The sequence below is a fragment of the Kribbella steppae genome, from assembly GCF_004342025.1.
In the GTDB taxonomy this organism is placed as follows: domain Bacteria; phylum Actinomycetota; class Actinomycetes; order Propionibacteriales; family Kribbellaceae; genus Kribbella; species Kribbella steppae.
Window position 1 is genome coordinate 117262 of sequence record NZ_SLWN01000015.1, and the last position, 26061, is coordinate 143322.

Sequence of the window (26061 nt, forward strand, 5' to 3'; positions counted from 1 at the left end):
GTGGTGCACGAACCCTTCACCCGCAAGAACTTCCTCCGGCTCACCGCCGGCGCTGCCCTCGTGCCGGCGGCCGGCGCCGCCCTCGGCGCCGTCCCGGCAGCCGCGGTCGACGGTTCTTCCGGTCCTGGCTGGGGCCAGGTCGGCGACATCTTGCGCAACACCCGGCCGCCGCAGTTCCCGGCCCGCGATTTCCCGATCACCAGGTTCGGCGCGGTCGGTGACGGCGCGACCGATGCGACCGCCGCCATCCGCGCGGCGATCGACGCCTGCCACCGAGCAGGTGGCGGCCGGGTCGTCGTACCGGCCGGGACGTTCCTCACCGGCGCGATCCACCTGCGGTCCAACGTCGACCTGCACGTGTCCGAGGGTGCGACGCTGCTGTTCAGCACCGACCCGGCGCAGTACCTGCCGGTCGTCCTGACCCGCTTCGAGGGCGTCGAGTGCATGAACTACTCGCCACTCATCTACGCCCGCGACTGCGAGAACATCGCCGTCACCGGCACCGGCACGCTGGACGGTCAGGCGACCTGGGAGACCTGGTGGTCGTGGGTCGGCCCGTCCAGCCCCGACGCGAAGGCTCTGCATGCCATGGCCGAGGACGGCGTACCGGTCGAGGACCGGGTCTTCGGCGCCGGCCACTTCCTGCGGTCCGCGTTCATCGAGACCTACTCCTGCCGCAACGTCCTGATCGACGGCGTGAAGATCGTCCGGTCGCCGTTCTGGGAGATCCACCCGGTGCGGTCGCGCAACATCACCGTGCGCGGAGTGCACATCGACAGCCGTGGCCCGAACAACGACGGTGTCGACCCCGAATGTTCGCAGTACGTCGTGATCCGCGACTGCACGTTCGACTGCGGCGACGACTGCATCGCGATCAAGTCCGGTCGCGGCACCGACGGGCTGCGGGTGAACGTCCCGTCGGAGAACATCCTGATCGAGGACTGCACGATGAACGTCCGGTACGGCGCGATCACCATCGGCAGCGAGATGACTGGTGGGGTGCGCAACGTCTTCGTCCGCAACTGCACGATCGGCAGCCCGGAGCTGTACTTCGGGCTGTACATCAAGACGAACTCGGTGCGCGGCGGCTACGCGGAGAACATCTACCTGAAGGACCTGCGGATCTCGAACCTCACCAAAGAGGTCGTGTCCTGCGACTTCTACCGCAGCGAGGGCGACACCGGTCCGTTGACTCCACGGGTGCGCAACGTCGAGCTGCGCAACATCACGGTCGACCATGCTCGTGGCGCCTTCTTCGCGCAGGGCTATCCACGGTCGCCGATCCAGGACTTCCGCCTGATCGACTGCGCGTTCACTGTCGACCGGGCCAGCACGATCCAGAACGTCGACTTCTCGTTCCGGAACTTCACAGTCAACGGGCAGCTGATCACCGACCCGGCCCAGCTCCGGTGACCGGCGGCTGGCCGGATGCCGAACGCATCCTCGCTGACGTCCGACCGCCGACCTTTCCGGACGTCGACTTCCCGATCACGGCGTACGGCGCTGTCGGTGACGGCCGGACCGATGCGACGAAGGCGATCCGAGAGGCGATCGATGCCTGTCACGCGGCCGGCGGCGGACGGGTGGTGGTGCCGGAGGGGAGATTCCTCACCGGCGCGATCCACCTGAAGTCGTCCGTGAACCTGCACGTCGCCGGGACGCTGTGCTTCAGCAATGACCCCACTGACTACCTGCCGATCGTCAAGACGCGGTACGAAGGCCTGGAGGTGCTGAACTACTCGCCGTTCATCTACGCCTACGGCTGCACCGACATCGCGATCACCGGCTCGGGCACGCTCGACGGCCAGGCCGACTGGGACAACTGGTGGGGCTGGTTCCACCAGTGCGACCAGGACTTCACCGACCTGCGGGATCAGAGTGCGTTCGGCGTACCGCTCTCCGAACGGATCTACGGTCCCGGGCACCACCTGCGGTCGAGCTTCATCCAGCCGTACGAGTGCACCAACGTGCTGATCGAAGGCGTGACGATCGTCCGGTCGCCGTTCTGGGAGGTCCACCCGGTGCTGTGCCGGAACGTGACCGTGCAGGACGTCGTCATCGACAGCCAAGGACCGAACAACGACGGTGTTGACGTCGAGTCCTGCCGGTGGTGATCCGCGGGTGCACGTTCGACGCCGGCGACGACTGCATCGCGATCAAGTCGGGCCGGGAGGCGGACGGGCTGCTGGTGAACGTGCCGTCGGAGGACATCCTGATCGAGAACTGCGTGATGCGGGTGAAGTACGGCGCGATCACGCTCGGCTCGGACATGACCGGCGGCGTCCGCAACGTCTTCGTCCGCGACTGCGTGATCGGCGGGCCATCGCTGTACTTCGGTCTGTACATCAAGACCAACTCGATCCGCGGCGGGTTCGCCGAGAACATCTACCTGCGGGACATCGAGATCTCCAACCTCACCAAGGAGGTTGTCCAGTGCAACTTCCACCGCGGTGAAGGTGACACCGGCCCGCTCACGCCGGTCGTCCGCAACGTCGAGCTGCGCGACATCACCGTCCAGCACGCCCGGAACGCCCTGATGATCCGTGGCTACCGCCGCTCCCCCATCCAGGACTTCCGCCTGGTCAACTGCACCTTCACCGTCGACGAGCCCAGCACCATCCAGCACGCCGCCCTCACCTTCGACAATGTCACGGTGAACGGCCACCCCATCACCGACGTCCACCAACTCCGCTGAGTTGGTGGACGTCGCCGGGACTCCCTCAAGGCAGGTGGGCGCAGTGCACGTCCAGGTCCCAGAGGATGACCGAGAGGGCATAGGGGCTGATGGTGTGGTCGCCGTGCGTGGCGTCCTCGAGAATCTCCCAGTGGCCGTTCGTCTCGTTGCTGACGGCATCGGTGCCGATCAGCGAGATCCGGTGCCGTACGGCGGCCTCGTACGAACGATGGCCGACACCGTTGAAGCAGCAGTCGTCGAAGCGGTTGAGGATCTGCAACTGTCGCCGGTGCTGCCCGACCGACCCGAGCGCATAGATGTCCGGGAAGTCAGCCAACCCGTAGAACCCGGGCTGCTTGTCCGCACGCTGCTCCCAGTCGCCGCGTGTCGGGCTCGGCTTCGGCGACCCCGGCCGGACGAAGAACGGCAATGAGCCGGCGGTCGGGTACGACCGCGTGATCCGCGGATCCAGCGCCGGGTAGATCGTCGTCGCCCACCCACCGCCGGACAGCCCGATCATCTGCACCGACGACGGCCGGTACGTCGCCTGGACGTGGTTCATCGCCACCGCGAGCGGCTCCAGGAACAGCGCCAGTGGTGAATACGTCGCCGACTCCCACAGGTTGAGATCGTTGTGCGACGGCTGCTGCTGCACTGTCGGATCGACCGGGTCCTGCAGAGTCTTCGGGTTCCAGTGGTAGAACGGCATCGCGAACAGCAACACCGTGTACCCGTGGTCCAACAGCCCCTGCGTCACCCGCTGCAACGTGTCCAGCGGCTCACCATGCCCGTTGTGGTAGAACGCGACCCGGCGATGAGTACTCTGCACCGGCTCCACGACGAACACCGAGGCGACGTACCCGAACGGCATCGCCACCTCGAGCCGGTCGTACCGTCGTACGCCGGTCAGCGTCGGCAACTCCGCCGGCACCCCGACATCACGTCGTACCGTCGGAAGGCCCGTCGGCAGCACACCGGTGTCCTTCCACACCTGCGCAACCAGCTGCGGACGCAAAGCATCCGCGTCGGCAGCGGTGTGGATCTTCATCAGGTCCTCGACGTCGACACCCACGACCACTTCCGGCAGCGTCTTGTACGCCGCGGTGTGCGCAGCCGCGATCTCAGCGTTCACCGGAGCGACCGGCCGGGGAGCAGGATGAGGACGTAGTCCGGTGGGACTCTCGGCGGCGGCCGCCGTCGCGGGCCAGCCGGTCGCAGCTGCCGCGGGCAAACCGGCGGCGAGTGCGCCGAGGACTGTCCTGCGGTTGAGAGGGGTCATGAGTGGTTCACCTTTCGGGGCGGGGGACGACCGGCTGCCAGCCGCCGAACACCTTCGACGGGTCGCGCAGCGCGGCCGCCTCGTCGTCACTGAGTTGCCGGGAGCACGCCAGTCGCGTACTGGTGTCGATGGGCCGGCCGGACAGGTCGGTACTGCGGTACTCCCAGAACCGGACCTGACCGGCGGCCGCACAGTCGTTGGGGCTGGTGATCTGGAAGCCCTGCTTCTTCACGTGGGTGTCCATCGCGGAGTCGATGAACACGACCTGGCTGGTCGGGAACCTGCTCAGCTCGACCCGGCCGAGGAACACGCTGTCGTCGGGCGCATCCGGACCGCGGGTCAGCCGCACGTTCACGAAGATGTTGCCCGGTCCGTTGTCGCTGTTGCGGACCTGGTTGTAGTAGCCCTCGTGCAGCGCCTTCAGCTCCGAATTCTGGATGAAGACCCCGCCGGTCCCCCAGACGAAATCGACGTCACCCTCGATGTAGCTGTCGGTCACGAAGCCCTTGCCCTGCAGCCGCAGGCTGTCCTGGTAGCCCATGATCCGGACCCGCGCGAGCACGATCCGCTCGCCGTTGCCACGGAACGCCTCGGCCTGCGAGCCGCGGTACGGCGTCAGGTTCTGCACCGTGGCGTCGGCAAGGGTGAAGTCGTCCGCGTCGACGCCCATCGCGGCCCGCCAGCAGTTGAAGCGGTCCGGCTGGGCGAGCACGCGGCGCGGACAGTAGGCCTGCTCGATCGGCACGTTCGCCATCGCGTAGTCGCCGTTGAGCAAGTTGTTGTTCGGGTACCCGATGATGGTGCGGCCCGCGCCGGCGCCGACGATCGTGATCCCGGGCTTGGTCTGCGGGACGTAGACGAGCTCGCGATAGAGGCCCGGAGCCACGTCGATCCGAGACCTATTGCCCTCAGCCACGAAGTCGATCGCACCCTGGACCGTGCAGAAGTCCCCGTCCTCACCTACTGTGAGCCTGCTGTCCGATGCCGGGTCGTGCCGGGTCCGGAACATCCACTGGGACGGCTCGACGATCCCGGGATGCCCGACGACGAACCCAGGATCGACGGTGACGTAGTACACCTGCCCGGGCGCCAGCCGCTGATGCGGATGGATCGAGACCGTCCGACCGTCGACCGTGACCGCTTGATACGTCCACGTGTGCAACTGACCGAAGTCCGAGCGCGCGTCACCGATGAAGCGCTGGTACGACGTGAGGTCGGCGAGATCGATCGTGTCGACGACCTCGCCGCCGGTCCGGTGGATCCGGAGCTTGCCCTGGACACCGAGTTGCACCGGTCCCTGGAAGGTCATTGTGAGCGTGGTGTCTGAGCAGGTGGCATCCGCTGTGCTTCGCGGCGAGAGCTCGGGCACACTCGGCCGCGCGGTCTTCCAGCCGGTGAGACGTTCCAGCACCTTGGTCAGCCTGGCCGCGGCGACCTGGTGGCCCTTGACGTTGGGGTGAGTGCTGCCGTTGAAGTCGTCCGCGCCGAGCCAGCCGGTCGTGTCGACGTACACGATCCTGCGGTCCTGCGTGGCCGCGACCGCTGACTTGATGCCGGCGCTGTGAGTCCCGTTGAAGGGGCGCATCGCAAGGATCAGGCTGCGCGGGTTCGCGGCGCGCACCTGGCGGAGGTAGGCGAGGTACCCGCGCGTGAACTCGCTGCTCGGGTACGGCGCGTCGTTCGTGCCGAAGTTGACGACGACGGCACCTGGGTCGAACGGCGCGGCCGGGAAGCCGGCCAGGTTCCAGCCGAAGGACTCGGCGGCGGTGCCGACGTTGCCGTGGCCCGGCTGGATGATGCCTTGTTTGCCGAAGCCGATCTGGTTCGTGTCCGCGCCGAACGCATTGCCGACCAGCTGCGGGTAGCTCTTGGTGCCGTCGGCGCAGTCGATCCCGAGCTCCGGGCAGAGCGCCATCACGCCTTGGGTGATCGAGTCGCCGTAGAACTCGATCCGGTGCTCGGCCGTGGTCGGCAACGGGATCAGCGTCGCGAGCGGTGCGAGCTCGATCTTCTCGAGGACGACGCCGGACTGCAGCGGGACGATCCAGCGGTTCGCGTACTCGTCGACATCCTTGACCAGGATCTCGGCGGTGTGCGCCACGGTGGGATCGAGACCTTCGACGAACACCTTGTGGTCCTCGTCGACCTTGACCAGGACGGGCTCGGCCCGGTCGACCGAGACATAGAGCTGCGCCGGCACGGTGATCGACTCGGTGTCGAACCAGGCGCCGAGGCGGTCGCCGGTGAAGCGGAAGCGCAGCGACGAGCCGGAGTTCACCGTGATCGCCACGTCGTCGTCGCGACCCCAGTGACCATCGAGCTCGATCCGCGGGTCGAACGGGCCGAACGTCGCCGGGTTCGCCACTGCTGCCACAGGTGCCGCGTTGCCGGCCGGAACGGTGAGCACGCCGATCCCTAGCAGGATGACGAAACACAGGCTGAACAGAGCTTTCTTCACAGCGGTCTCCTCGCGCGGACCGCCATTCGGAAAGCCCGGGGCGGTGGGCGGGTAATCCTTTTCCTCGGCTACCGTCGCAGCGTCTCCGGGCCGCGTCAAGACCTCGTCCGGGAGAAGTTCGGCGAAACGGGAAAAGGTTTACATGCCTGTGGTGGCAGCGAATCGGTCGTCGGCATGATCCAATGAGCCGGTGAGAAAGTCGACCAGGGATCGCGCCGGCCGGGCCACGATCCACGACGTGGCCCGGCTCGCGGAGGTCTCCACCGCGACCGTGTCGCGGGTGCTCAGCGGCGGCAAGCCGGTTTCGGCCCAGGTCGCCGACCGGGTCCGCGCCGCGGCCCAGGAGGTCGGGTACCGGCCGAACCCGGCGGCCCAGACGTTGTTGCGCGGCAGCAGTCAGACGATCGGGGTGGTCGCCCCCGATCTCGGCAACCCGTACTTCGCCGAGATCCTCAAGGGCATCTCCGCCGAGGCCTCCGCCGACGGGAACCACACGCTCGTGGCGGGGACCGACGAGGACCCGGACCGCGAGTACCGCTCGGCGATCGAGCTGGCCCGCTGGGTCGACGGCCTACTGCTGTGTGCACCGCGGATGAGCACGCCGCGCCTCAAGGAGGTCGCCGCGGCCAGCCGCAAGCTGGTGCTGATCAACCGGGTACTACGCCACCCGTCGGTGGGAGCCGTGGTCGTCGACTACCACCACGGCGTACGGCTGTTGTGTGAGCACCTCGGGTCGCTCGGCCACAAGCGGATCGTCTACCTGGAGGGTCCGCCCAACGCGTGGTCCGACCAGCAACGCCAGCGCGGCTTCCGGGCTGCTGAGGCGGCGGGCCAGACGATCATCCGCGTTCCCTGCGGCTCAGCGCTTCGCGACGGCTACACCGCGGTCGACGACGCGCTCACCCACCGCCCGACTGCGTTGATCGCCTTCAACGACCACGTGGCCGTCGGCGTCCTGAGCCGCCTCCGCGAGCTGGGGGTCTCCGTCCCCGACGACCTTTCGGTGGCCGGCGTCGACGACGCTCCCATGAGCGCCCACACCGACCCCGGCCTCACGACGTACGCCGTCTCCACCGTCGAGCTGGGCCGTCAGGCCTGGCAACACTTCAACCCGACGGCCCCCACCAACACCACTCACCTCACCGGCGAGCTAGTGGTCCGAGCCTCCACAGCCCGCCCACCGCGCCGCCGCCGTACCGCTCAGGCCTGAGCGGTAAAGCTGTAGCTGCCGGAGTCCACGCGGCACACCAGCGCGCGGTCGGCCGACTCCAATAGCTCAACCCCGACCTGCTCAGTGACCGGTCCCCGCGACTCACGAACAGATTCCGCATCGGCGGTTGGCACGTGGACGGTGGCGGTAGCACCGGGCGGAACTACCACATCAAGAGTGAAGGTGCCGTCGGTGACCTCCCAGCGGGTGGAGACTCGGCCGGTCGGTGTGTCGTAGGCACCCTCGGCCCAGGTCAGCCGGCCACCGGGGCGAGGCTTGATGACGAGGTCGCGGAAGGCGACGGAGCCGGCGGACTGGTCGATGCCCGCGACACCGCCGTACAGCCACTCCCCGACCGATCCAAGTGAGTAGTGGTTGAACGAGTTCATCGCGACCGGGCCGAACCCGTTCTCCTCCGTCCACCCGTCCCAGCGCTCCCAGATCGTCGTCGCGCCGTGCCGGATGGAGTACCCCCACGAGGGATACCGATCGTCGTGCAACAGGTCGTACGCCAACTCGACGTGCCCGTACTTCGCCAGGATCGGACACAACAGCGCCACCCCGGCGAACCCGGTCGTCAGCGATCGGCCGCGCCGCTCGAGATCGGCGACCAGATGCTTCACCGCCGCCTGCTCGAACTCCTCCGGCAGCAACCCGAACGCCAACGGCAACAGATACCCGGTCTGTGTGTCCCCGCGAACCTTGCCCTCGGCATCCACGAACTCCCGGACGAACGCAGCCCCGATCCGCTCCCGCAGCTCGCCGTACGCCGTCGCCTCGTCCTCCAGCCCGATCACCCGCGCCGCCGCGGCGGTCAGCTCGGCACTGCGGGCGAAGTACGCCGTCGCCAGCACATCGCGATCCGTGCGTACGCCGACCTGCAGCCAGTCACCGTAGTGGCCGCTGGTCCGCTTGCGCCAGATCAGGTCCGGGTTCGCCTGGTGGACGTAGTCAACCCAGCGTTTCATGGTCGGCCAGGCCTGCCGCAGTACGCGCTCGTCGCCGTACGTCCGGTATAGCGTCCATGGAACGATGGTCGCGGCATCCGCCCACGCAGGCGTGCCGTGCCGGCCGGTGATCAGGTGCGGGATGACATCCGGGATCGCGCCCTCGTCCGTCTGCGCAACGGCGAGATCGCCGAGCCAGTTGTCGAAGAACGTCTGCACATCGGCCTGGTACGCCGCGGTCGGCAGGAAGATCTGTGCATCCGCGGTCCAGCCGAGGCGCTCGTCGCGCTGCGGGCAGTCGGTCGGAACGCTGACGAAGTTGCCGCGCTGGCCCCAGCGGATGTTGCTCAGCAGCCGGTTGACCCCGTCGTCCGAACACTCGAACCGTCCGGCGACCGGAGTGTCCGAGTGCAGCGCCCGGCCGGTGACGTCGGCCGTGGTCAGCTCGCCGGGGTAGCCGTCGATCTCGACGTACCGGAACCCGTGGACGGTGAACATCGGCTCGAAGAACTCCTCGGCACCGCCCGCGCTGACGTAGTAGTCGGTCGCATCGGCGGTACGGAGGTTGGCGGTGTAGAGCTCGCCGTCGGCCTCGAGCATCTCGCCGTGCCGCAGCCGGATCCGGTCGCCGTTCGCGGCCCCTCGGACCCGCAGCCGGACCCGGCCGGCGATGTTCTGCCCGAGGTCGACGATGTAGCGGTTACCTTCGAGGCGCTGCACCGAGACGGCCGGGAGCTCCTCGGTCACCCGGACCGGTTCGGTGCTGGCGGCAACTAATGTCGATATGTCCGCTCCGACGTCACCGGCCGACCCCCAGTCGGTGGCGTCGTACCCAGGGCTGGACCACTCCCCCAGCTCGAGGCGGGCGTCGTACGACTCCCCCATCAGCAGGTCCGCGAACCGCAGCGGACCGGTCCGCTCGACCCACCGGCTGTCGGTTGCGATGACTGTCTGCGAGCCGTCTGTGTGGTCGACGACGAGCTGTGCGAGCAGTTGGGGCTTCTTGCCGTAGTGGTGGGCCTGGCTGCGGGTGTCCCAGCCGACGTACCCAGACCACCAGCCCTCACCGAGCACTGCGCCCAGCACGTTCTCACCCTCGTGGAGCTGGTCGGTGACGTCGTACGTCTGGTAGGCGAGGCGGTAGCGGTAGTCGGTCCAGCCGGGCGTCAACTCATCGTCGCCGACCCGCTGGCCGTTGGCACTCAGCTGGTACAGGCCGTGGGCGGTCGCGTAGACCCGCGCTCTGGCGACTGGCTTGGTGAGCTCGAAGGAGCGGCGGTAGTAGCGCGGTGCGGCCAGCGTGGATGAGCGCTCCGAGCGTGGCTCTTTGCGGTCGACCGGTGGTTCGAAGTACGGATCAGTGTCGTAGTCGTGCTCGATCCAGTGCGCCTGCCACTCCTCCGGGTGGAAGATGCCGGTGGCAAACGTCGCCGACGCCTCACACACCTTCCCGGCCGCGTCACGGACCTCCAGCCGCCACACGTAGTCGGTGAGCGACGTCAGCGGTGCACCACCGTGGTCGACGTACGTCTGGTCCTCGGTCCGCCACCCGCTGTCCCACACCTGGACGCCGTCCCGTTGGACCCGCACCCGGAACGCGTCCTGCCGATCACCACGCACCGGCGACGCCAGCCGCCAGCTCAGCCGCGGCCGGTCGGTCCCGATGCCGAGCGGCTCGACCCGGTGCTCACAGCGCAGGTCGTACGGCGTCAGCGCCGGAACGCTCGGTGGATCGGTCAGCACCCAGGTTGTCACCAGGACCACTCCGTCTCGGGTCGGTGGAGCTCGTAGTCACGCAGACCGCCGGCGTGTTCCGGGCGGTCGCCGTACATGGGCCGGGACCGGCCGGGCGGGTCGATCGCGATCACGTCGTCGCCGCGCCAGGTGGTCCGGAACTCGTTGCCGGCCGCGAGTTCGGTGGTGGTCTGCTCGACCATCGGGAAGGTCACCACGATCCGCTCGCCCAGTTGCGGCTTCGGGATGGAGAGGTAGCCGTCGGGCGCCCAGATCCGTTCCGCGCCGGTTCGTACCTCGTCTCCCCGCGCCAGGGTCAGTCGCGCGTATCCGGCCCACTCCGGCACGCGGACGCGCAGCTCCTCGACCGGCTCGTTGATGAGTAGCTCTACCTTGCCTTCGACCGGCAGGTGGCTCAGCACGTCGACAGTGCGGTGTGCGCGGGTGAGTAGCAGGTTGATGCGAGTCAGCGCGTTGTCGCCGGTGACGATGCTGTTCCAGGCCCAGAACAGTCCGCGTACGCCGGAGCCGACACAGCACGCCTGGACGTCGTTGGTGTGGCCACGGCCGAGTGGCACGTCGGAGACGTAGTCGTTCGGAGCGCCGTACCCGCAGAACGCACCCAGCACGCGCTCACCGACGTCGACGTACGTCCGCCAGCCCACCTCGTCCCCCGACCGGTCCGGGGCGGACTCCACCCAACTCACGTCACGCAACTGCGACGCGGCCAGGTGGTTGCGGACGAACCTCTCCACCACCGACCAGTACGACGTGAGTCCGCTGCCGGCGAGCGTCGTACCCAGGCCGATGAGGTCGACCAGTGAACAGGTCTCGTGCTCGTAGCGCTGATCGGCCAGGTCACCTGGGGTCCAGCCGAACCTGGTGGCTTGGGTGAGCACCCAGTCGTAGCTGCGGCGGCTGAACTCGGTCAGACCGTGGTCACCGGTGTGCCTGGCCAGTCGTGCGAGGCCTTCGAGCGTGCCGACGCGGGTGTGGAAGTGACCGCTGCGATAAGCGCGGGCCGGGTTGAAGCTGCCGTCCGGGAGGTAGACGCCGCTCTTGTCGACGATGAGGCGGGCGAACCACTCGCACAGGTCCAGCGCGTCCTGGTTGCCGGTGGCCTGGTGGTAGCGCAGAAGCGGCATGATCAGGCGGCCGGAGAACGACGCCGGGTCGGGCGCGAGGTGGAGGTCGACCGCGTTCTCTGACGGCCAGCCGCTGGCCGTGTACTCCGAGGCCGGGTAGAACCAGACGTCGCGTTCCTTGATCGCGATCCGCTTGAGCGCCTGGACCTGTTTGTCCGCGGCTGCTCGCGCCTTCGGGTCGCCGGTCGCGAGGACCGTCGTGGTGAGGGCGAGCAGGGTCGCGCGCTGGTCGATCAGGTTGGCGTTCGGCTTCCAGTGGCCGCGCGGGTGCTCGCGGCGGTAGGTGAGGCCGTCCTCGTGCAGCAGGTCGAACAGGGTCTGCCGGTAGCGGTCAGCGATCTGATCCCAGTGCGGGTCCCAGTCCTTGCCGTCACTGTCCTTGCCGCCGGTCATCTGCCGGGTGAGCAGGATCGCGTCGGTGAGCCGGCCGTGACTGGAGCCGTAGTCCCAGTCGCCGTGGTCGAGTCGGGCAGGGCGGGCCAGCAGGTTCGCGCTGAAGAACGGGATGCCGTCCAGGTCGTGATCGGCCAGACCGGTCACCGCGTTCATCGCCAGCGCGGCCCGCTCCTCGAGCAGAAGGGTTGCCGGGATCGTCACCATGAGGAAAACCTTTACCCTTGGAGTCGGCGATGTCAACGCTCTATCCACAGGCTGGCCGATCGGCCTTGTTTTCTTGACGTTTACAGGCGGAGACTGGCGGGACCTTCCCGAAGGAGGACGATTATGAGGGCAGCAGTGCTTCAGGAACCGCGACACGTTTCGGTGGTCGACGTACCGGACCCTGTCCCGGAGGACGGCGTGCTGCTCCGGATGCGCGCGGTCGGGTTGTGTGGGTCGGATCTGCATACGTGGCGCGGGCATCATCCGTTCCGGAAACCACCAGTGGTGCTGGGTCATGAGGGTGCTGGTGAGGTGGTGTCATCGGCCGATCCAGTCTTTAGCGTGGGCGATCGGGTCGCCGTACTGCCTGCGCTGTCGTGCTGGGAGTGCACGCGCTGCGAGGCCGGGAAGCCACATCTCTGCGCTGCGAAGCGGGTCCCTGGTGGCGGGTGGCCGGGGATGCTCAGCGAGTTCTTCGCCGCACCTGGGCGGGTGTTGGTGCCGTTGGCCGACGAGATCGGGTACGACGAGGGCGCCCTGATCGAGCCATTGGCCGTGGCGTGGCACTGCACCAGCGACGGCGCGGTGATGGCCGGCGACTCGGTGGCGGTGCTGGGCGGAGGTCCGATCGGAAGCCTGGTCGCCGCGGTGAGCCGGATCCGCGGAGCGTCGACCGTGCTGGTCAGCGATGTGAAGTCGTACAACCGCGAGTTCCTTGGCCGGCAGGGCGTCTCACGCGTGGTCGATCCGTCGGCGACCGACTTGCTAGCCGCTGGTGCCGCGCTGACCGGCGACGGGTTCGACGTTGTCGTGGTCGCGTCCGGCCACCCGAGCTGTCTGGCCGAGGCGTTGGCGTTGTGCCGACCGCGTGGCCGCGTGGTCCTGCTCCCGATGTTCGCCGGCCCGCTGACCGTGGACCTGAACCCGGCTGTCCTGAAGGAGATCAGGATCCAGGGCTCAACGATCTACACCCCGGCCGACTTCCGCGCGGCGGCGCGCCTGATCAACACCCGCACCCTCGACGCACGCCCCTACATCACCGACGTCGTCCCGCTCGACCGAACTCCAGCCATCCTCACCGCCCTCGACACCGGCACCGACCACCTCAAGATCCAGATTGACCCCACCCGATGAGCCCCCCGGAGGTTGTGGCCACCTACTTGGTGGAGAGCTATCTGCCGCTGGAGGACGCGGCGGAAGTCATCGCCGGTGAGCAGTCGACCGGGACCTTCGTGGCGGTGGCGCGGGAGACCGCGGAGTTGCGGGAACGGTTCGCAGCCCGGGTGATCTCCGTCGAGGAGCTACCGCCGACCGATCATGCTGATCTCCCCGGGATAGTGCGCCCCGCAGGCGCACTCCGACGGAGCGGACAGGTACGCATCGCCTTCGGCCTGGACAACTTCGGCCCGTCGCTGCCGAACCTGCTAGCTGCCGTGGCGGGGAACCTCTTCGAGCTGCGACAACTGGCCGGCATCCGACTGCTCGACCTCGACCTACCGTCCGCGTTTGCCGATCGCTACCCAGGTCCGCGGTTCGGCGTGACTGGTACGCGCGAGTTCTTGAGCCGGCCGGACGGTGTGTTGCTGGGGACGATCGTGAAACCGAGCATCGGCTTGCCGGTCGAGGAACTGCGGATCGTCGTCCGCGAACTCGCCGAGGCGGGGATCGACTTCATCAAGGACGACGAACTGATGGGCAATCCACCCCACTCGCCGCTCGCCGACCGGGTGGCAGTCGTCACGGAGGAGCTGGACAAGATCGCCGCCCGGACCGGCCGGCGGCCGATGTACGCGTTCAACATCACCGACGACCTGGACCGGATGGCAGCGAACCACGACCTGGTCCGCGACGCCGGCGGCACCTCCGTGATGGTCTGCGTGAACCTGGTCGGCCTCGCCGGACTCGCGTGGCTGCGTGAGCGGTGTGAGCTGCCGATCCATGGACACCGTGCGATGACAGGGGTGTTCACCAGAGCGCCTGGGTTGGGGATCGACTTCGTCGCCTGGTCGAAACTGGCCCGGCTCGCAGGCGCCGATCACCTGCACACGAACGGCCTCTCGAACAAGTTCTACGAGACGGACGAGGAGGTACTGCGGTCGATCGCCGCGGTCCGGCAACCGTTGCTCGGTGGCTACCAGACCTTGCCAGTGTTGTCCTCAGGGCAGTGGGCAGGGCTGGCACCGGAGACCTATCGGCGTACCGGTACGACCGACCTGCTCGTGCTTGCCGGTGGTGGCATCCACGGTCATCCCGACGGCCCCGGCGCTGGCGTCGCCGCAATGCGGGCCGCCTGGCAGTGCGCGGTCGAGGGCGGCGATCTGGACGCAGCTGCGCGTGCGGAACCGGCCCTACAGCGCGCGATCGACACCTTCGGAACCCCTCATGGTTGAGGCTGCGTTTTATGGAGACGACTTCACGGGCTCGACGGATGCGTTGCGACAGTTCGAGCGGTGCGGGCTGCGGGCTGTCCTACTGGTCGACCTCCCACCGACCGACGAGCTCCGCGACCTGGCAAGCCGCTACGACGTGATCGGCGTAGCAGGTATCGCACGGTCGCTGGCTCCCGACGAGCAGGAGGCACAGATCCGGCCGATCCTCACTGCCCTGCGCGACCTGAGACCCCGCGTCGTCCAGTACAAGATCTGCTCGACCGTCGACTCCTCTCCTCAGCTCGGCAGCATCGGCCGTGCCCTGGAGGTCGGCCGCTCCATCTTCGGCCCTGCCGTCGTACCAGTGCTCGCCGCCCAACCGGAGCTCGGCCGCTACACCGTGTTCAGTCACCACTTCGCCGCCGAGGCCGGCACGATCCACCGCCTGGATCGGCAACCCACGATGGCGAATCATCCCGCCACCCCCATGCCTGAAGCCGATCTCCGCGTCCACCTCGCCGCCCAGACCGACCTCCAGCTCGGCGCGCTGCACCTCACCTGGTACGCCGAGCTTCCCGACCGCTACGCCCAGTCGTCCGACGACGCTGTGATCCTCGACGTCCTGACCGACACCGACCTCCGGCTGCTGGGCCAGACCCTTGTTGCGTCCAGCAACAGCCATCCGCTGTTCGCCATCGGCTCAGGCGGCCTGTCCCGAGCCCTGGCCATGAACCTCGCGACAGCAGTTCCACCAACCGGCCCGCGCCCACTCACCGAGGCTCCTGGCCGTTCGCAGGTCCTGGTTGTCTCGGGCAGCCAGTCGATCCGTACGAGGGAGCAGATCGAGTACGCCGTAAGCGCGGGCTGGCTCTCGTTGGAGTTGCGTGATCCGACCGTTGTGCGACGGACGGCTGTGGCCGCCTTCCGCGATGGTGTACCCGGCGTCGTCGTACACACTGGCGAGCGCGTCGGCCAGCCGGCACACGACCTGGTGAGCTCTCTCGGCGAGGCTCTAGCCGGAGTCGCACGTGCGGTTGTCGAAGACACCAAGGTGCGCCGGGTGGTGATAGCCGGCGGTGACACCTCCGGCCGTGTCGTCCGCAGCCTTGGAGTCAGCACGCTCGAACTGGTCAGCGGCGTGAACGACTTCGGTCCGGGCAGCGCGCTGTGCAGAGTCACCAGCCCGGACACCACCATCGACGGCCTCCACGTCCTGCTGAAAGGCGGCCAGATCGGCGCCCCAGACCTCTTCGAGCGCTTCAGCCTGTTGTCAGGGTGAGTTCGCGGACTGGGGACTGGGGGGTGTCGCGGATCTCCAGGGTTTTGAGGGCGTTGCGGATGTGCAGGCCGGTGATGGAGATCCCTCGAACGGTCGGGTGATGGGTGCCGGTGACGTGCTCGTCGGCGTGGCGGGTGTCCACGAGGATCGCGGCGGCGGTCACTGCGTCGACCTGGGAGTCGCGGAGGTCGATGTGTTCGATCAGGCCGCCGCGGTGGGAGTTGGTTTTGAGGCGGAGGGCGTGGTCGATGTCGGGGCCGGCGATGTGGAGGTCGCGGGCGATGACGTTGCGGACTCCGCCGCTGGTTTCGCTGCCGATGGTGACAGCGCCGTGGCCGGTACCGAAGCGGCAGTTCTCGATGACGATGTTCTCGCAGGGTTGACCGACCCGGCGGCCGTCGGCGTCGCGGCCCGACTTGATCGCGATGCAGTCGTCGCCGGTGTCGAACGAGCAGCCGCTGATGACGACGTCGCGGCAGGAGTCCGGGTTGCAGCCGTCGTTGTTCGGACCGCGGCTGTCGACCGTGATGCCGCGGACGACGATGTCGGAGCTGAGCACGGGGTGAACCACCCACATCGGGGCGTTGATGATGCGGACGTCCTCGATCCGGACGCGGCGGCAGCGGTACGGCTGGATGAAGCTGGGCCGGAACCCGTGCCCTGGCTCGAAGATCCGCTCCTCCACCGGCACATCGTCGCGAACCATCCGCAGCAGCCGGTTCCAGTCGTCGACCGGCTTCGTGTCCCGCCACCAGGTGTCGGGTGATGCGCAGCCGTCGAGGGTGCCGGTCCCGGTAACGGCGACGTTCACCGCGTCGTACGCGTAGATGAGTGGTGAATGACTGAAGCACTCGATGCCCTGCCAGCGGGTCCGAACGATCGGGTACGACGCGGGGTCGGTGACGAACCGCAACGTCGCGCCGGCCACCAGGTGCAACTCCACATTGCTCCGGAGCCGGATCGGACCACTCAGGAACCGTCCGACCGGCACCACCACGCGACCACCGGTCACCTCACAAGCCCGGACAGCCTGATCAATCGCCGCCGTGCAGTCGACACCCGGCCGAGCCCCGAACTCAGTGATGAGGTGATCGGTCATCCGGGGGCCTTGCGGAGGCGGAGGGCATTGGCGAGGGGAACGGCGATGACCCAGGAGGGGTTCCAGGTGTTGGCGTGTCCCCGTCGTTGCCAGTGGGTTTGGAAGACGGCCTCACCTTGTTCGCCGACGATCTGGAAGCCCCAGTCGCCGGGCTCGGCACAGATCGCTTGGCCCATGGCGTTCGCGGTGGTTTCGGCGGCGGCGACGTACTCGAGCCGGCTGGTCACGGTCCCGAACTCCAGTAGTTCGTAGGTCGGGAAGAACGTGTCCAGATGATGGTTCTGGACGCTCACCGTCGGCCAGCCGATCGCGTTGAACCCGGCTGCGCGAAGGGGCGCGTCGAGGTCCTGTTCGGGCGACCACACGTAGACCCAGGTGAGCAGCCAGTCGGCAGCGACCTCGGCCCACGACGCGTAGAGCTCGTCGCCGGTGAGCCGGAAGAGTTCGTACGCCGCGAGGAAGTAGTACATGCCGGCTTCTTTGTCCTCGCAGGACGCATCCAACGTCGACCGTGCGAACGGCCGGTCGAACGTCCGCGCGTGCTGACCGTGGTAGCGAGTCAGCCAGGTCGTCGCCTCGGACAACAGCCAGGAGTCGTCGAGTACGGCGGACGCCTTCAGCGCGGCGAGGACGCACGGGATACCGGCCGCCGAGACCGCAGTGGACGCAGGAGTGCCGTCCAGTCGCCAGCCGATCGGGAACGTGCCGTCCGGAAGCAACGCCGTCCGCAGGAACTTCAGAGACGCGACCAGCGCGTCCGGCCAGGACGGCGGCACTGGTTCACCGTGTGACCGGAACAGCGCGATGATCTCGGCGAGGTCCGCGACCGTCTCGCCGTACGCGCGGCTGGACACCATCGCGCGACCGCCGGAGCGGAAGCTCGTCCACCGCCGACTGCCGACCTGGTACGCGTTGTGCCGCAGACCCGGCGTTCGGGTCGAGCTCCCGGCCAGGTAGAACTCGACGGCTGCGCGGCACCGGTCGATCCGCGACCGGTCCCCCGATTCGAAGCCGAGCCGGGCGTCACACCAGGCGAGCTTCAGCGCCTGACCGGTCCAGCCGTACAGGAAGTGTCGCGCCTTGACCGGACCGTTGCCGGTGACATCGCTGAACTTGGTGTAGCCGGCAACAGTTCCGTCCCGGTACCAACGGTTGTCCAGCGCAACGGTCTTGCGGGCGATGATCTCATCCAGGTCGAGCGGTCGCGCGCCGGGACCATCGAAGAGCGACCGACCGGTGCGGACGAGGTGCCGGAACGCATGCCCGCGATGCTCCTGCGGCCCCCAGTCGAAGACCAGCTGCTGCGTGTAGACCTCACCCGGCAACAGCGTGAGGTACCCGTCATCCGTCGACTCGGTCTCCGCCTTGCTGACGTACCGCACGTCCTGCTTGCCGTCGAACATCAGTACGCCGCTCAGCGCCGCAACGACCGGTCCGTCGCGCCGGATGAGACCGAGCGACCCGTAGCGCACGAGTCCGTCGGCCGAACGGCGCGGGGCTGGGCGAGAGAAGACACTCAGCCAACGGCGTTCGCGGCCCGTTCGCCATTCGAGGTTCACACCGGGGATCGGCAGACGATCCTCCTCGGCGATGAAGCCGCCGCCAGGCGCCGGGCCGATCCGAGGTACGGCGCGTGTCGGATCCGCGGACGGGTTGTCGTTGTAGATCAGGCCGGGCAGGGTGATCTGACAGTCGGTGAGGCGGCCGAGGTCGAGCAGCAGACCGACGGCGAGGTCGCCCAGCCTGCGCTGACCGGTGTTCCGCCACCGGAGCTCGAGGTTCAAACGGTCGGCCGCGTCGAACGACAGGCGAACCTCAACGGCGACAGGTCCGGTCCGGCAGCCGGCTCGGTGCTCACCGGGCCGACGGGAGATCCACCACCCGTCGGCCTGCATCGCGTTCGGCTGCCACGGCCGCCCCGCCGAGCAGGTCAGGAGGTCTGCTACCGGCCGTTCGACATACGTCGTGCCATCCAGTCCGAGGTGGAGCACGACTCCGCCGGGAGTTCGGCGGAGTTCGGCTGTACGAGGGCCTGAGGTGAGGGCGGGCATCAGGTGGTCCGGCGAATCTGGATGGCCTGGTACTGGGTCCCGGGCAGGCGGACGGTGAGGGTGTCGCTGACTGTCTCGTGAGTACGCCGGACGCTGTGGTTCCAGACGTCCAGGACCTCCACCTGGTAAGTCCCGTCCGGCAGGCTGAAGGTGCGCTCGGGGAACCGGTGCTCACCGAGGTACTGCAGGTAGTAGCTCCCAGGTACGGCGAGCGTCGGAGCGTCGCGGTAGTCGTCAATCGGCTCCACCCCGTCAGGCAGCTCGTCCAGCACCTCACGCAGTAGCCGCAACCGCTGCGCGACCACACCGGTTGGCCGCGCTCCCCCACCCGACCACGGTCCGCCGTCTCCGTCGACGTACCACTCCCCATGCGCCACGTGTGCACCCCGGACCGTTCCTTCCCAGATCCGGGTGAGCATCTCCTGGCCGGTGAGGCTGGTCTCTGGTGTGGAGCCGTTGCCCTCGTACCCGCAGGCGTCCACGTGCACGGGCATGGCGTAGTCGCGTCGGAGCGCCGACACGCCACGCAGGTTCTCCAACGGAACGCTGAGGTGGGTGAGCCAAGGCATGCCGGGGTCAGCAGCCGCGTGCACTGAGATCAGATGCCTGCTGGAGTCGCACTCCGCGATCAGCTCCGGCAGCGTACGCACGTCGTCCGCCGTGTCGAGGCACCACGTCACGTTGCGGTAGGCGGCCAGCCGGTTGACGAGGACTCGAATGAAAGCGGGTTCGTCAACAGGGATGAGAATCTCCGCGCCGACGTCGATCGCGAGGAGGTCTTGGACCTGGGCGTCCAGGCGATTCAGCAACGAAGGGTGGGCGCGGAGCCGGACGCGGTTGAACGGCGAGGCAGCCAGCGCTCGGCATGCCTCGGACCAGTTGTCCGCTGACCCGAACCACGTGGTGGTCAGCGGGTGATACGGCGTCCCGTCGGCCCACCGGAGACCGGTGCCGTCCCGCCGGACAGGACCGCGAGTCGTGGCAGGCGTGCAGGTCAAGGTGTGCACCTCGTCGGCGAGCGTGTAGTGCCAGGAACCCTCGAGAGAGGGCATGAAGCGCAGTAGCTGCCGGTCGGCGTCGGCGAAGGACTCGACGTACGCTCCCTCCCCGGACTCGTGCCGGAACTCGACTGCCTGCGGACCGTCCACAGCACGCTCGAAGACGGCCCAGCGCTCTACCTCGGTCATCGGGTTCCTCGCAGGGCTAGGTACGGGCGTGCCGGCAGCGGGATCCGGCAGGTGCCCGTGTAGGAGGTCGGAAGCGGCGTGATGGTCAGCGCGACCGTGTCGATCACCTCGAAGCGGTACGGCGGACCGTCAGGCAGGTCCAGCTCGACAGACGACGGCTGGCGGTCACCCAGGTAGTGCAAGACACACCGGTCAGGATCCACATCGCCGTCAGACAACCGTGGCAGTCCGGCCATCACCTCGCGGAGGAAGGCAATCCGCTCCGGGCTCTCGCCGTACAGACGTCCCCCGACCGAGATCCACGCCCGCGTCTCGCGATCCACGAAGGACTCGCCATGGCCGACATACCCGCCCAGCGTCATGCCCTGCCAGAACCGGTGGACCATTTCGTCAGCGGTCAGGTTGCCCCAGCGGCGGCCGGCGTTGCCCTCGTAGCCGATCTCGTCGATCACCACCGGCTTCGGGCAGGACCGCCACGCGGCGACCTCGGCGCCGTCCCAGTGCTGCACGCTCTGGTGCGTGATCCACGGCTTGCTGAAGTCGTACGGCGTGAAGACCTCGTACATCTTGGTGCCGTTGTGGATCGACCGCAGTCGCTGGTACGGATCGAACCGCTGGACCAGCTGCAGCAGCCGGTCCCAGTCCGCGATCGTCTTCTCCCGATTGAAGTCGTACTCGTTGGACAGCGACCACCAGACGTTCCGGTACGCCGCCAGCCGCGCGACCACGTACCGCAAGAACGCCTCATCCTCCGCGGGCTTCATCCGGTCGAAGCCCCAGACCCCACGGTCGTAGGGGTGGAACAGGATCAGATCGGCCTGGATGCCCAACGAGAGCAGGTCGGCGACCCGGCTCTCGAAATGCCGGAAGAACGCAGGATCGTAGGCCTCCACGTCCACCTCACCCGGCGTGGTGCCGACAAACGGCAGGCGCTCCGGTCGCATCCCCTCGGTCGGCAGCAGGCACATCCGCACCTTGTCGAAAGGTGCCGAGCGCAACGACGCGAGGGTGAGTTCCTGGATCTCCTTGGACTCGTAGGTCCAGTGGTAGCACGTCGTACCGATGCAGTCGTACCGGGTGCCGTCGGCGTACGCGAAGTGGTGAGCGCCGTGCACCCCGACCGGCCCGTGGTTACCCGGGCCGGGCGGGACGCACTCGAACGAGCCGCGATGACCGTCGAGCTCCACCGCGGAGCTCGACGTGACGTACTCCCACCGGCCGACCCGATCCGGCATGAACCGCGCTCGGTAGACGCCGTCGCCGTCGTAGAAGCCGTCGACCGTGACCACCCGGTTCCGGTACCGATAGGCGACCCGCAGCGAGACGTCGGCGAACGGGTTGCCGTCCGATGGTCCGGAGTAGGTGAGTTCATGGACTCCCCACTGCTCGACACTCATGGCAGTCGATCTCCCGCCTGGATCCACTCCGGCGTGAGGATCACGTGCTTGATCGTCTTGCGAAGGTACGAGTACGCGACGTGCAGCCGGCCGTCGCGCGTCTGCAGCAACGTCGGGTACGAGTACCCGAACTCGTTGTCGCGATACTCCTCGTCCTGCACCTGCAAGTTCCGCCAGTACGGCCAGGTCGCCCCGTCGTCCTCCGACAGCGCCAGAGTGAGCGGGGTCCGCAGCGTCTTCCGCCGTACGCCGCCCTTGCCGTCAGGAACCCAGCGGAACTGGTCCCGCTCGGCCGACGAGTCGTTGAAGACGAGGACGAGCCGGCCGTCGGCCAGCCGGAGCAGCTGGACCGCGGAGTTGTTGTTCGGCAGCGCGGTCCGCTCCGGTGCCGACCAGGTCCGGCCGCCGTCCTTGGAGACCGAGCGGTGGATCCGGTCCGCGGCCCGGCTGCGGAAGTAGCCGAGCAGCTCACCAGGAGCGAGCTCGACCGCGGTCAACTGGACCTGGCCCAGCCCGTCGGGCAGGTCACCCGGCGTCCAGGTGCGACCGCTGTCCGAGCTCAGCTGGACGACCGAGGTCTCACCGTTCTTGCCACAGTCGTACGCCGGCAGCAGCCAGTCACCGTTGCTCAGCACAACGACCGGGTTACGGATGAAGCTGCCGAGGCGATCGAACAGTACGTCGCCCGGCCCCCAGCTCAGCCCGCCGTCGTGCGACACCCGGCGGAGCACCCGCGAGCTGCTCTGGTCGTGCGGCTCGTTCGACGTGTGCAGCAGCCACACGTCACCCGACGGCAGCACGAACAGCAGCGGATTCTGCTCCGAGTGCTCCGGGTCCGCTGACATCGGCACCGGCACGGTCCAGGTATCCGAACCGGCTGGGAGCCGGGACAGCACGATGCTGGTTTCCGGCTCCCCCTCCCCCGGACCGTTGAACCACGCGCACAGCAGATCACCCGCCGGTGTCTCGACCAGCGTCGCCGCGTGGCTGTCGCCCGGATGCAACGTCGGCAGCAGCGCGGTGGTGAGGTCGGCATCCGGCCGGAGCCGGCCGTCGAACCGGGGGTCGAGTGGAGTGGTCACCATGTGAGCCCTGCGGCGGCCTGGGCCTTGATGTAGTTGGGGATGTCGACCTGCTCGGCGACCTGCAGGGACGACGCGACGTCCATGCCGTCGATCAGCACGTGCTGGCGGAACACCTTGTACAGCGGGATGTCCCAGTACTCGGTGTTCTGGTAGTTCGTCACCACCGCGTTGTCACCCCAGTACACGGCCGAGGTGTCGATCCCCTGCAGCTGCGGCAACGCCGTACCGAACGCGTTCACCACCGCATCCGTCTGCAGCACCGCCTTCACGCCGTACGACGAGATCCTGGTCTGGATCTCCTCCGAGACCAGGTACTTGATGATCTCGAGCGAGTTCTCCTTGTGCGCCGACTGCGGCGGGATGAAGGCGGCCCGGGCGTTCGGCTGGTAGATCGCGGTCGAGCCGCGCGACAGCACCGGCATCGAGGTGACGCCGATCTTCACGCTCTTGGCCCACTCGGAGTAGTCCTCGATGTCGTCTTCCTCGATGTAGAGGTCGTTCAGGGCGTAGGCGTTCAGCTTCGACAGCGTGTGCACCGCCATCGCCAGGTGGCCGGGGAAGCTCATGTCGCCCTTGAAGAAGTCGTCCACGGTGGTGAACGTGTTGCCGGGCAGCATCAGGAACCGGTGCATGTTGTCGGCGACCCGCTTCCACTCCACCGACGTCAGGTTCACCTTGACGTCCTCGGGCGCCGGCTGCTCGCTGCTGCCGGGGACGAACGGGTAGAGCCCGACCTGGTTCAGCGCCAGGTAGTTGTCCGGGTGCTGCATGAAGCCCTTGTAGTGGTCGATCCCGTCGTTGCGGGTCAGCGTCTTCGCGGTCTTGTAGATGTCGTCGTACGTCGACCCGACCCGCGGGTACCGGACCCCGAACTTGTCGAAGATCAGCTTGTTGTAGAGCAGCACGTGCTCGTCGATGAACACCGGTACGCCGTACAGGCCGCCGTCGGAGCGCGACTTGACCAGCTCGACCGTGCCCAGGTTCAGCGCGGACAGGTCGATCCCGGCCTGCTGGACCATCGACGTCATGTCCTGGACCCAGCCGAGCGGCTCCAGGTCGCGGTCGATCCGGGTCCGCGGGTCCTCGATGATCAGGTCCGGCACCCGGCCGGCCTTGGCGATGTCCTCGTACCGGATCGGGTAGTCCCAGGTCGCGTACTTGATCTTCACATTCGGGAACTTGGCCCGGATCGCGTCGCCGAACACGGTGTCGAAGTACCGCGTCGCCTCCCGGCCCTCGTCGTCACCGCCGAGCTCGAACGGCTTGAAGTTCACGGCGAAGATGAACAGTTCGTCGTCGTCCACCGAGAACGGCTTGCCGTACCGGTTCGGGATGTCCACGGTGCCGGCCGCGGACCGCGCACCCGCGCGCGGGACGGCGGACGTGGAGCTGGTGGTCGCCGCGGCGGCGGTGCCGGGCAGCCCGGCGCCGAGGGCGGCGAGACCACCCAGCAGGGCACCGTTCCGCACGAACCCGCGACGGGACATACCTTGGTTGTCAGACATGCTGGACCTTTCGTAAGGGGCGGTGGTGTCAGGCAGGGACGGCTGCGGTGACACCCTTCAGATCGAGCTGCTCAGCGAAGTGACAGGCGACCCGGCGGCCACCGACTTCGCGCAGCTGCGGAACTTCGGTGCGGCAGCGCTCCTCGGCGTAGCCGCAGCGCGGACTGAACGGACAGCCGGGCGGCACCTTGGACGGGTCCGCGATCTCGCCGCGCAGCATGATCCGCGATCGCTTGCCGCGCGACGCGGGATCAGGATCGGGTACGGCGCTCAGCAGCGCCTCGGTGTACGGGTGGAGTGGCTTGCTGTACAACTCGTCGGTCGAAGCGCTCTCGACCAGCTTGCCGACATACATCACCGCGACGTCGTCGGCGACATGCTCGACGATGCCGAGGTCATGGGAAACGAACAGGTAGGTGAGACCGGACTCTTCCTGCAGGTCCTTCAGCAGGTTGAGGATCTGGGCCCGGACCGACACGTCGAGCGCACTGACCGCTTCATCCGCGACCACCAGCCGCGGATCGGTCGCCAGTGCCCGCGCGATCACCACGCGCTGCCGCTCACCACCGCTGAAGGCATGCGGGTAGCGATGCGCGTACTCCGCTCGCAGTCCGACTCGCTTGAGCAGCTCGGCGACCTTGTCGTCGATATCGTCGCGGGAACCACGCTCCTGGACCCGCAACGGTTCGGCGATGATGTCGCGCAGCGTCTTGCGCGGGTTGAGTGACGAGTGCGGGTCCTGGAAGATCAGGCGCACTTGCGCCCGATAAGGCTTCAGCTCCCTCTCGGACAGCTTGGCCAGGTCCACGCCGTCGTAGTGGATGCTGCCCGACGTCGGTTCGTACGCCCGAACGATGCACCGGCCGAGCGTCGTCTTGCCGCAGCCCGACTCCCCCACCAGCCCGAGCGTCCGCCCTGCCTTGATCGACAGGTCGACACCGTCGACCGCCTTCACCACGCCGCGGCTCCGGCCGAAGAACCCGGTGTGCAACGGGAAGTGCATGGTCAGGCCGTTGGTCGTCAGCAGATCGCTCATCGTTCCTCCTCGCCGTACAGCAGGCAGGCAACGTCGATGTCGTCGCTCCGCACCCGCGTCGGCACGGTCAGGTCGCACTTGCCGGCCATGAACGCGTCACACCGCGGATGGAACCGGCAGCCCGACGGTCGTTCGTACGGCGGCGGCACAGTCCCGCGTACGGCGGCCAACCGGGCCTGACCGCGTTGCCCGAGCCGCGGCACCGATCGGACCAGCGCCTGGGTGTACGGATGTTTGGGTTCGCTCAGCACCGACGCGGCCGGACCGTGTTCGACCACCTCGCCGAGGTACATCACGGCCACCTCGTCGGCGACCTGCGCGGCCACACCGAGGTCGTGGGTGATCAGCATGATCGCCATGCCGAGCTCGTCCTGGAGATCCTGCAGCAGGTCGAGGATCTGCGCCTGGGTGGTCACGTCCAGCGCGGTCGTCGGCTCGTCCGCGATCAGCAACCGCGGCCGGCAGGACAGCGCCATCGCGATCATCGCTCGTTGCCGCATGCCACCACTGAGCTCGAACGGGTACGAGTCCACCCGGCGCTTCGGGTCCGGGATTCCGACCCGGGCGAGGAACTCGATCGCGCGTTCGCGCGCCTCGACCTTGCCGACGTTGTCGTGCAGCCGGATCGCCTCGATGATCTGGTTGCCGATCGTGTGGACCAGGCTGAGCGAGGCCATCGGCTCCTGGAACACCATCGCGATCTCCGACCACCGCACCTCCCGCAGCCGCTTGTCCTTCGCGGCCAGCAGATCCAACGGCTCGTCGGAAGGCTGGTCGCCGTACAGGAGGATCTGGCCGCTGACGATCCGGGCCGGGCGTTCGACCAGGCGCAGGATGGAGCGTGCGGTGACGCTCTTGCCGCACCCCGACTCCCCGACCACGGCCAGCGTGCGACCCCGTGGGACGGTCAGACTCACACCGTCGACGGCTTTGACCACCCCGTCCTCGAGCTCGAAATGCGTCCGGAGGTCGCGGACTTCCAACAAAGGCTGAGCCATTGGAGTGT

Annotated in this window: 19 protein-coding genes; 7 read left to right on the forward strand and 12 right to left on the reverse strand. The window is 67.8% G+C overall.

Going from position 1 to position 26061, the window contains the following annotated elements; translation table 11 throughout:
* Nucleotides 1-3 precede the first annotated feature (3 nt).
* The 3 genes from EV652_RS35245 to EV652_RS44860 are packed head-to-tail and all read left to right on the forward strand — an operon-like array spanning nucleotide 4 to nucleotide 2695.
* Nucleotides 4-1413: a glycoside hydrolase family 28 protein gene (locus EV652_RS35245; RefSeq protein ID WP_199238583.1), complete on the forward strand. Its 1410-nt coding sequence runs from the start codon at nucleotides 4-6 to the stop codon at nucleotides 1411-1413.
* Nucleotides 1410-2114 carry a glycoside hydrolase family 28 protein gene (locus EV652_RS44855; RefSeq protein WP_199238584.1) on the forward strand — a complete coding sequence of 235 codons (705 nt, stop codon included), beginning with the start codon at nucleotides 1410-1412 and terminating at the stop codon, nucleotides 2112-2114. The genes EV652_RS35245 and EV652_RS44855 overlap by 4 nt, the downstream gene beginning before the upstream one ends.
* Entirely contained in the window at nucleotides 2108-2695 is a 588-nt protein-coding gene (locus EV652_RS44860; RefSeq protein ID WP_199238585.1) for a glycosyl hydrolase family 28 protein, read from the forward strand. Before EV652_RS44855 ends, EV652_RS44860 begins: the two co-directional genes overlap by 7 nt.
* Nucleotides 2696-2720: 25 nt before the next feature.
* On the opposite strand, the gene EV652_RS35255 is transcribed toward EV652_RS44860, so the two are convergent.
* Nucleotides 2721-3953 (reverse strand): hypothetical protein, encoded by a 1233-nt coding sequence (locus EV652_RS35255; protein ID WP_132213632.1) that lies wholly within the window; start codon nucleotides 3951-3953, stop codon nucleotides 2721-2723.
* 7 nt (nucleotides 3954-3960) lie between these two features.
* A complete protein-coding gene (locus EV652_RS35260) occupies nucleotides 3961-6411 on the reverse strand; it encodes a pectinesterase family protein (RefSeq protein WP_132213634.1) in 2451 nt (816 codons plus the stop codon).
* A 190-nt stretch (nucleotides 6412-6601) separates the two neighbouring features.
* Here EV652_RS35260 and EV652_RS35265 point away from each other — a divergent pair, with 190 nt between their 5' ends.
* Complete coding sequence (locus EV652_RS35265) at nucleotides 6602-7621, forward strand: LacI family DNA-binding transcriptional regulator (protein WP_132213636.1); 1020 nt, start codon at nucleotides 6602-6604, stop codon at nucleotides 7619-7621.
* On the opposite strand, the gene EV652_RS35270 is transcribed toward EV652_RS35265, so the two are convergent.
* Together EV652_RS35270 and EV652_RS35275 are read right to left on the reverse strand one after the other, a co-directional pair.
* A complete protein-coding gene (locus EV652_RS35270) occupies nucleotides 7612-10323 on the reverse strand; it encodes a glycoside hydrolase family 78 protein (protein WP_242002189.1) in 2712 nt (903 codons plus the stop codon). The two genes, EV652_RS35265 and EV652_RS35270, sit on opposite strands and share 10 nt — an antisense overlap.
* On the reverse strand, nucleotides 10320-12047 hold the full coding sequence (locus tag EV652_RS35275; protein WP_132213640.1) for a glycoside hydrolase family 127 protein: 1728 nt from the start codon (nucleotides 12045-12047) through the stop codon (nucleotides 10320-10322). The genes EV652_RS35270 and EV652_RS35275 overlap by 4 nt, the downstream gene beginning before the upstream one ends.
* 123 nt (nucleotides 12048-12170) lie before the next feature.
* Here EV652_RS35275 and EV652_RS35280 point away from each other — a divergent pair, with 123 nt between their 5' ends.
* The 3 genes from EV652_RS35280 to EV652_RS35290 are packed head-to-tail and all read left to right on the forward strand — an operon-like array spanning nucleotide 12171 to nucleotide 15695.
* Complete coding sequence (locus tag EV652_RS35280) at nucleotides 12171-13181, forward strand: zinc-dependent alcohol dehydrogenase (RefSeq protein ID WP_132213642.1); 1011 nt, start codon at nucleotides 12171-12173, stop codon at nucleotides 13179-13181.
* Nucleotides 13178-14437, forward strand: coding sequence for a RuBisCO large subunit C-terminal-like domain-containing protein (locus tag EV652_RS35285; RefSeq protein WP_132213644.1), 1260 nt, complete (start codon nucleotides 13178-13180; stop codon nucleotides 14435-14437). Before EV652_RS35280 ends, EV652_RS35285 begins: the two co-directional genes overlap by 4 nt.
* Nucleotides 14430-15695: a four-carbon acid sugar kinase family protein gene (locus tag EV652_RS35290; protein WP_132213646.1), complete on the forward strand. Its 1266-nt coding sequence runs from the start codon at nucleotides 14430-14432 to the stop codon at nucleotides 15693-15695. Before EV652_RS35285 ends, EV652_RS35290 begins: the two co-directional genes overlap by 8 nt.
* Here EV652_RS35290 and EV652_RS35295 read toward each other — a convergent pair.
* From EV652_RS35295 to EV652_RS35330, 8 genes are read right to left on the reverse strand one after another with little or no spacing between them, the layout of a single operon-like run.
* Nucleotides 15676-16794 (reverse strand): glycoside hydrolase family 28 protein, encoded by a 1119-nt coding sequence (locus tag EV652_RS35295; protein WP_132213648.1) that lies wholly within the window; start codon nucleotides 16792-16794, stop codon nucleotides 15676-15678. The two genes, EV652_RS35290 and EV652_RS35295, sit on opposite strands and share 20 nt — an antisense overlap.
* A complete protein-coding gene (locus EV652_RS35300) occupies nucleotides 16791-18785 on the reverse strand; it encodes a hypothetical protein (RefSeq protein WP_199238586.1) in 1995 nt (664 codons plus the stop codon). Before EV652_RS35300 ends, EV652_RS35295 begins: the two co-directional genes overlap by 4 nt.
* 59 nt (nucleotides 18786-18844) lie before the next feature.
* Entirely contained in the window at nucleotides 18845-20032 is a 1188-nt protein-coding gene (locus EV652_RS35305) for a DUF5605 domain-containing protein (protein WP_132213652.1), read from the reverse strand.
* Nucleotides 20029-21429: a DUF5060 domain-containing protein gene (locus tag EV652_RS35310; protein WP_132213654.1), complete on the reverse strand. Its 1401-nt coding sequence runs from the start codon at nucleotides 21427-21429 to the stop codon at nucleotides 20029-20031. The genes EV652_RS35305 and EV652_RS35310 overlap by 4 nt, the downstream gene beginning before the upstream one ends.
* Nucleotides 21426-22514 carry a sialidase family protein gene (locus tag EV652_RS35315; protein WP_132213656.1) on the reverse strand — a complete coding sequence of 363 codons (1089 nt, stop codon included), beginning with the start codon at nucleotides 22512-22514 and terminating at the stop codon, nucleotides 21426-21428. The genes EV652_RS35310 and EV652_RS35315 overlap by 4 nt, the downstream gene beginning before the upstream one ends.
* Nucleotides 22508-24019 (reverse strand): ABC transporter substrate-binding protein, encoded by a 1512-nt coding sequence (locus EV652_RS35320; protein ID WP_132213658.1) that lies wholly within the window; start codon nucleotides 24017-24019, stop codon nucleotides 22508-22510. Before EV652_RS35320 ends, EV652_RS35315 begins: the two co-directional genes overlap by 7 nt.
* 28 nt (nucleotides 24020-24047) lie before the next feature.
* On the reverse strand, nucleotides 24048-25055 hold the full coding sequence (locus tag EV652_RS35325; RefSeq protein WP_132213660.1) for an ABC transporter ATP-binding protein: 1008 nt from the start codon (nucleotides 25053-25055) through the stop codon (nucleotides 24048-24050).
* The gene (locus tag EV652_RS35330) at nucleotides 25052-26053 is read right to left on the reverse strand and encodes an ABC transporter ATP-binding protein (protein WP_132213662.1); all 1002 of its coding nucleotides are present in this window, start codon (nucleotides 26051-26053) and stop codon (nucleotides 25052-25054) included. Before EV652_RS35330 ends, EV652_RS35325 begins: the two co-directional genes overlap by 4 nt.
* Nucleotides 26054-26061 lie beyond the last annotated feature (8 nt).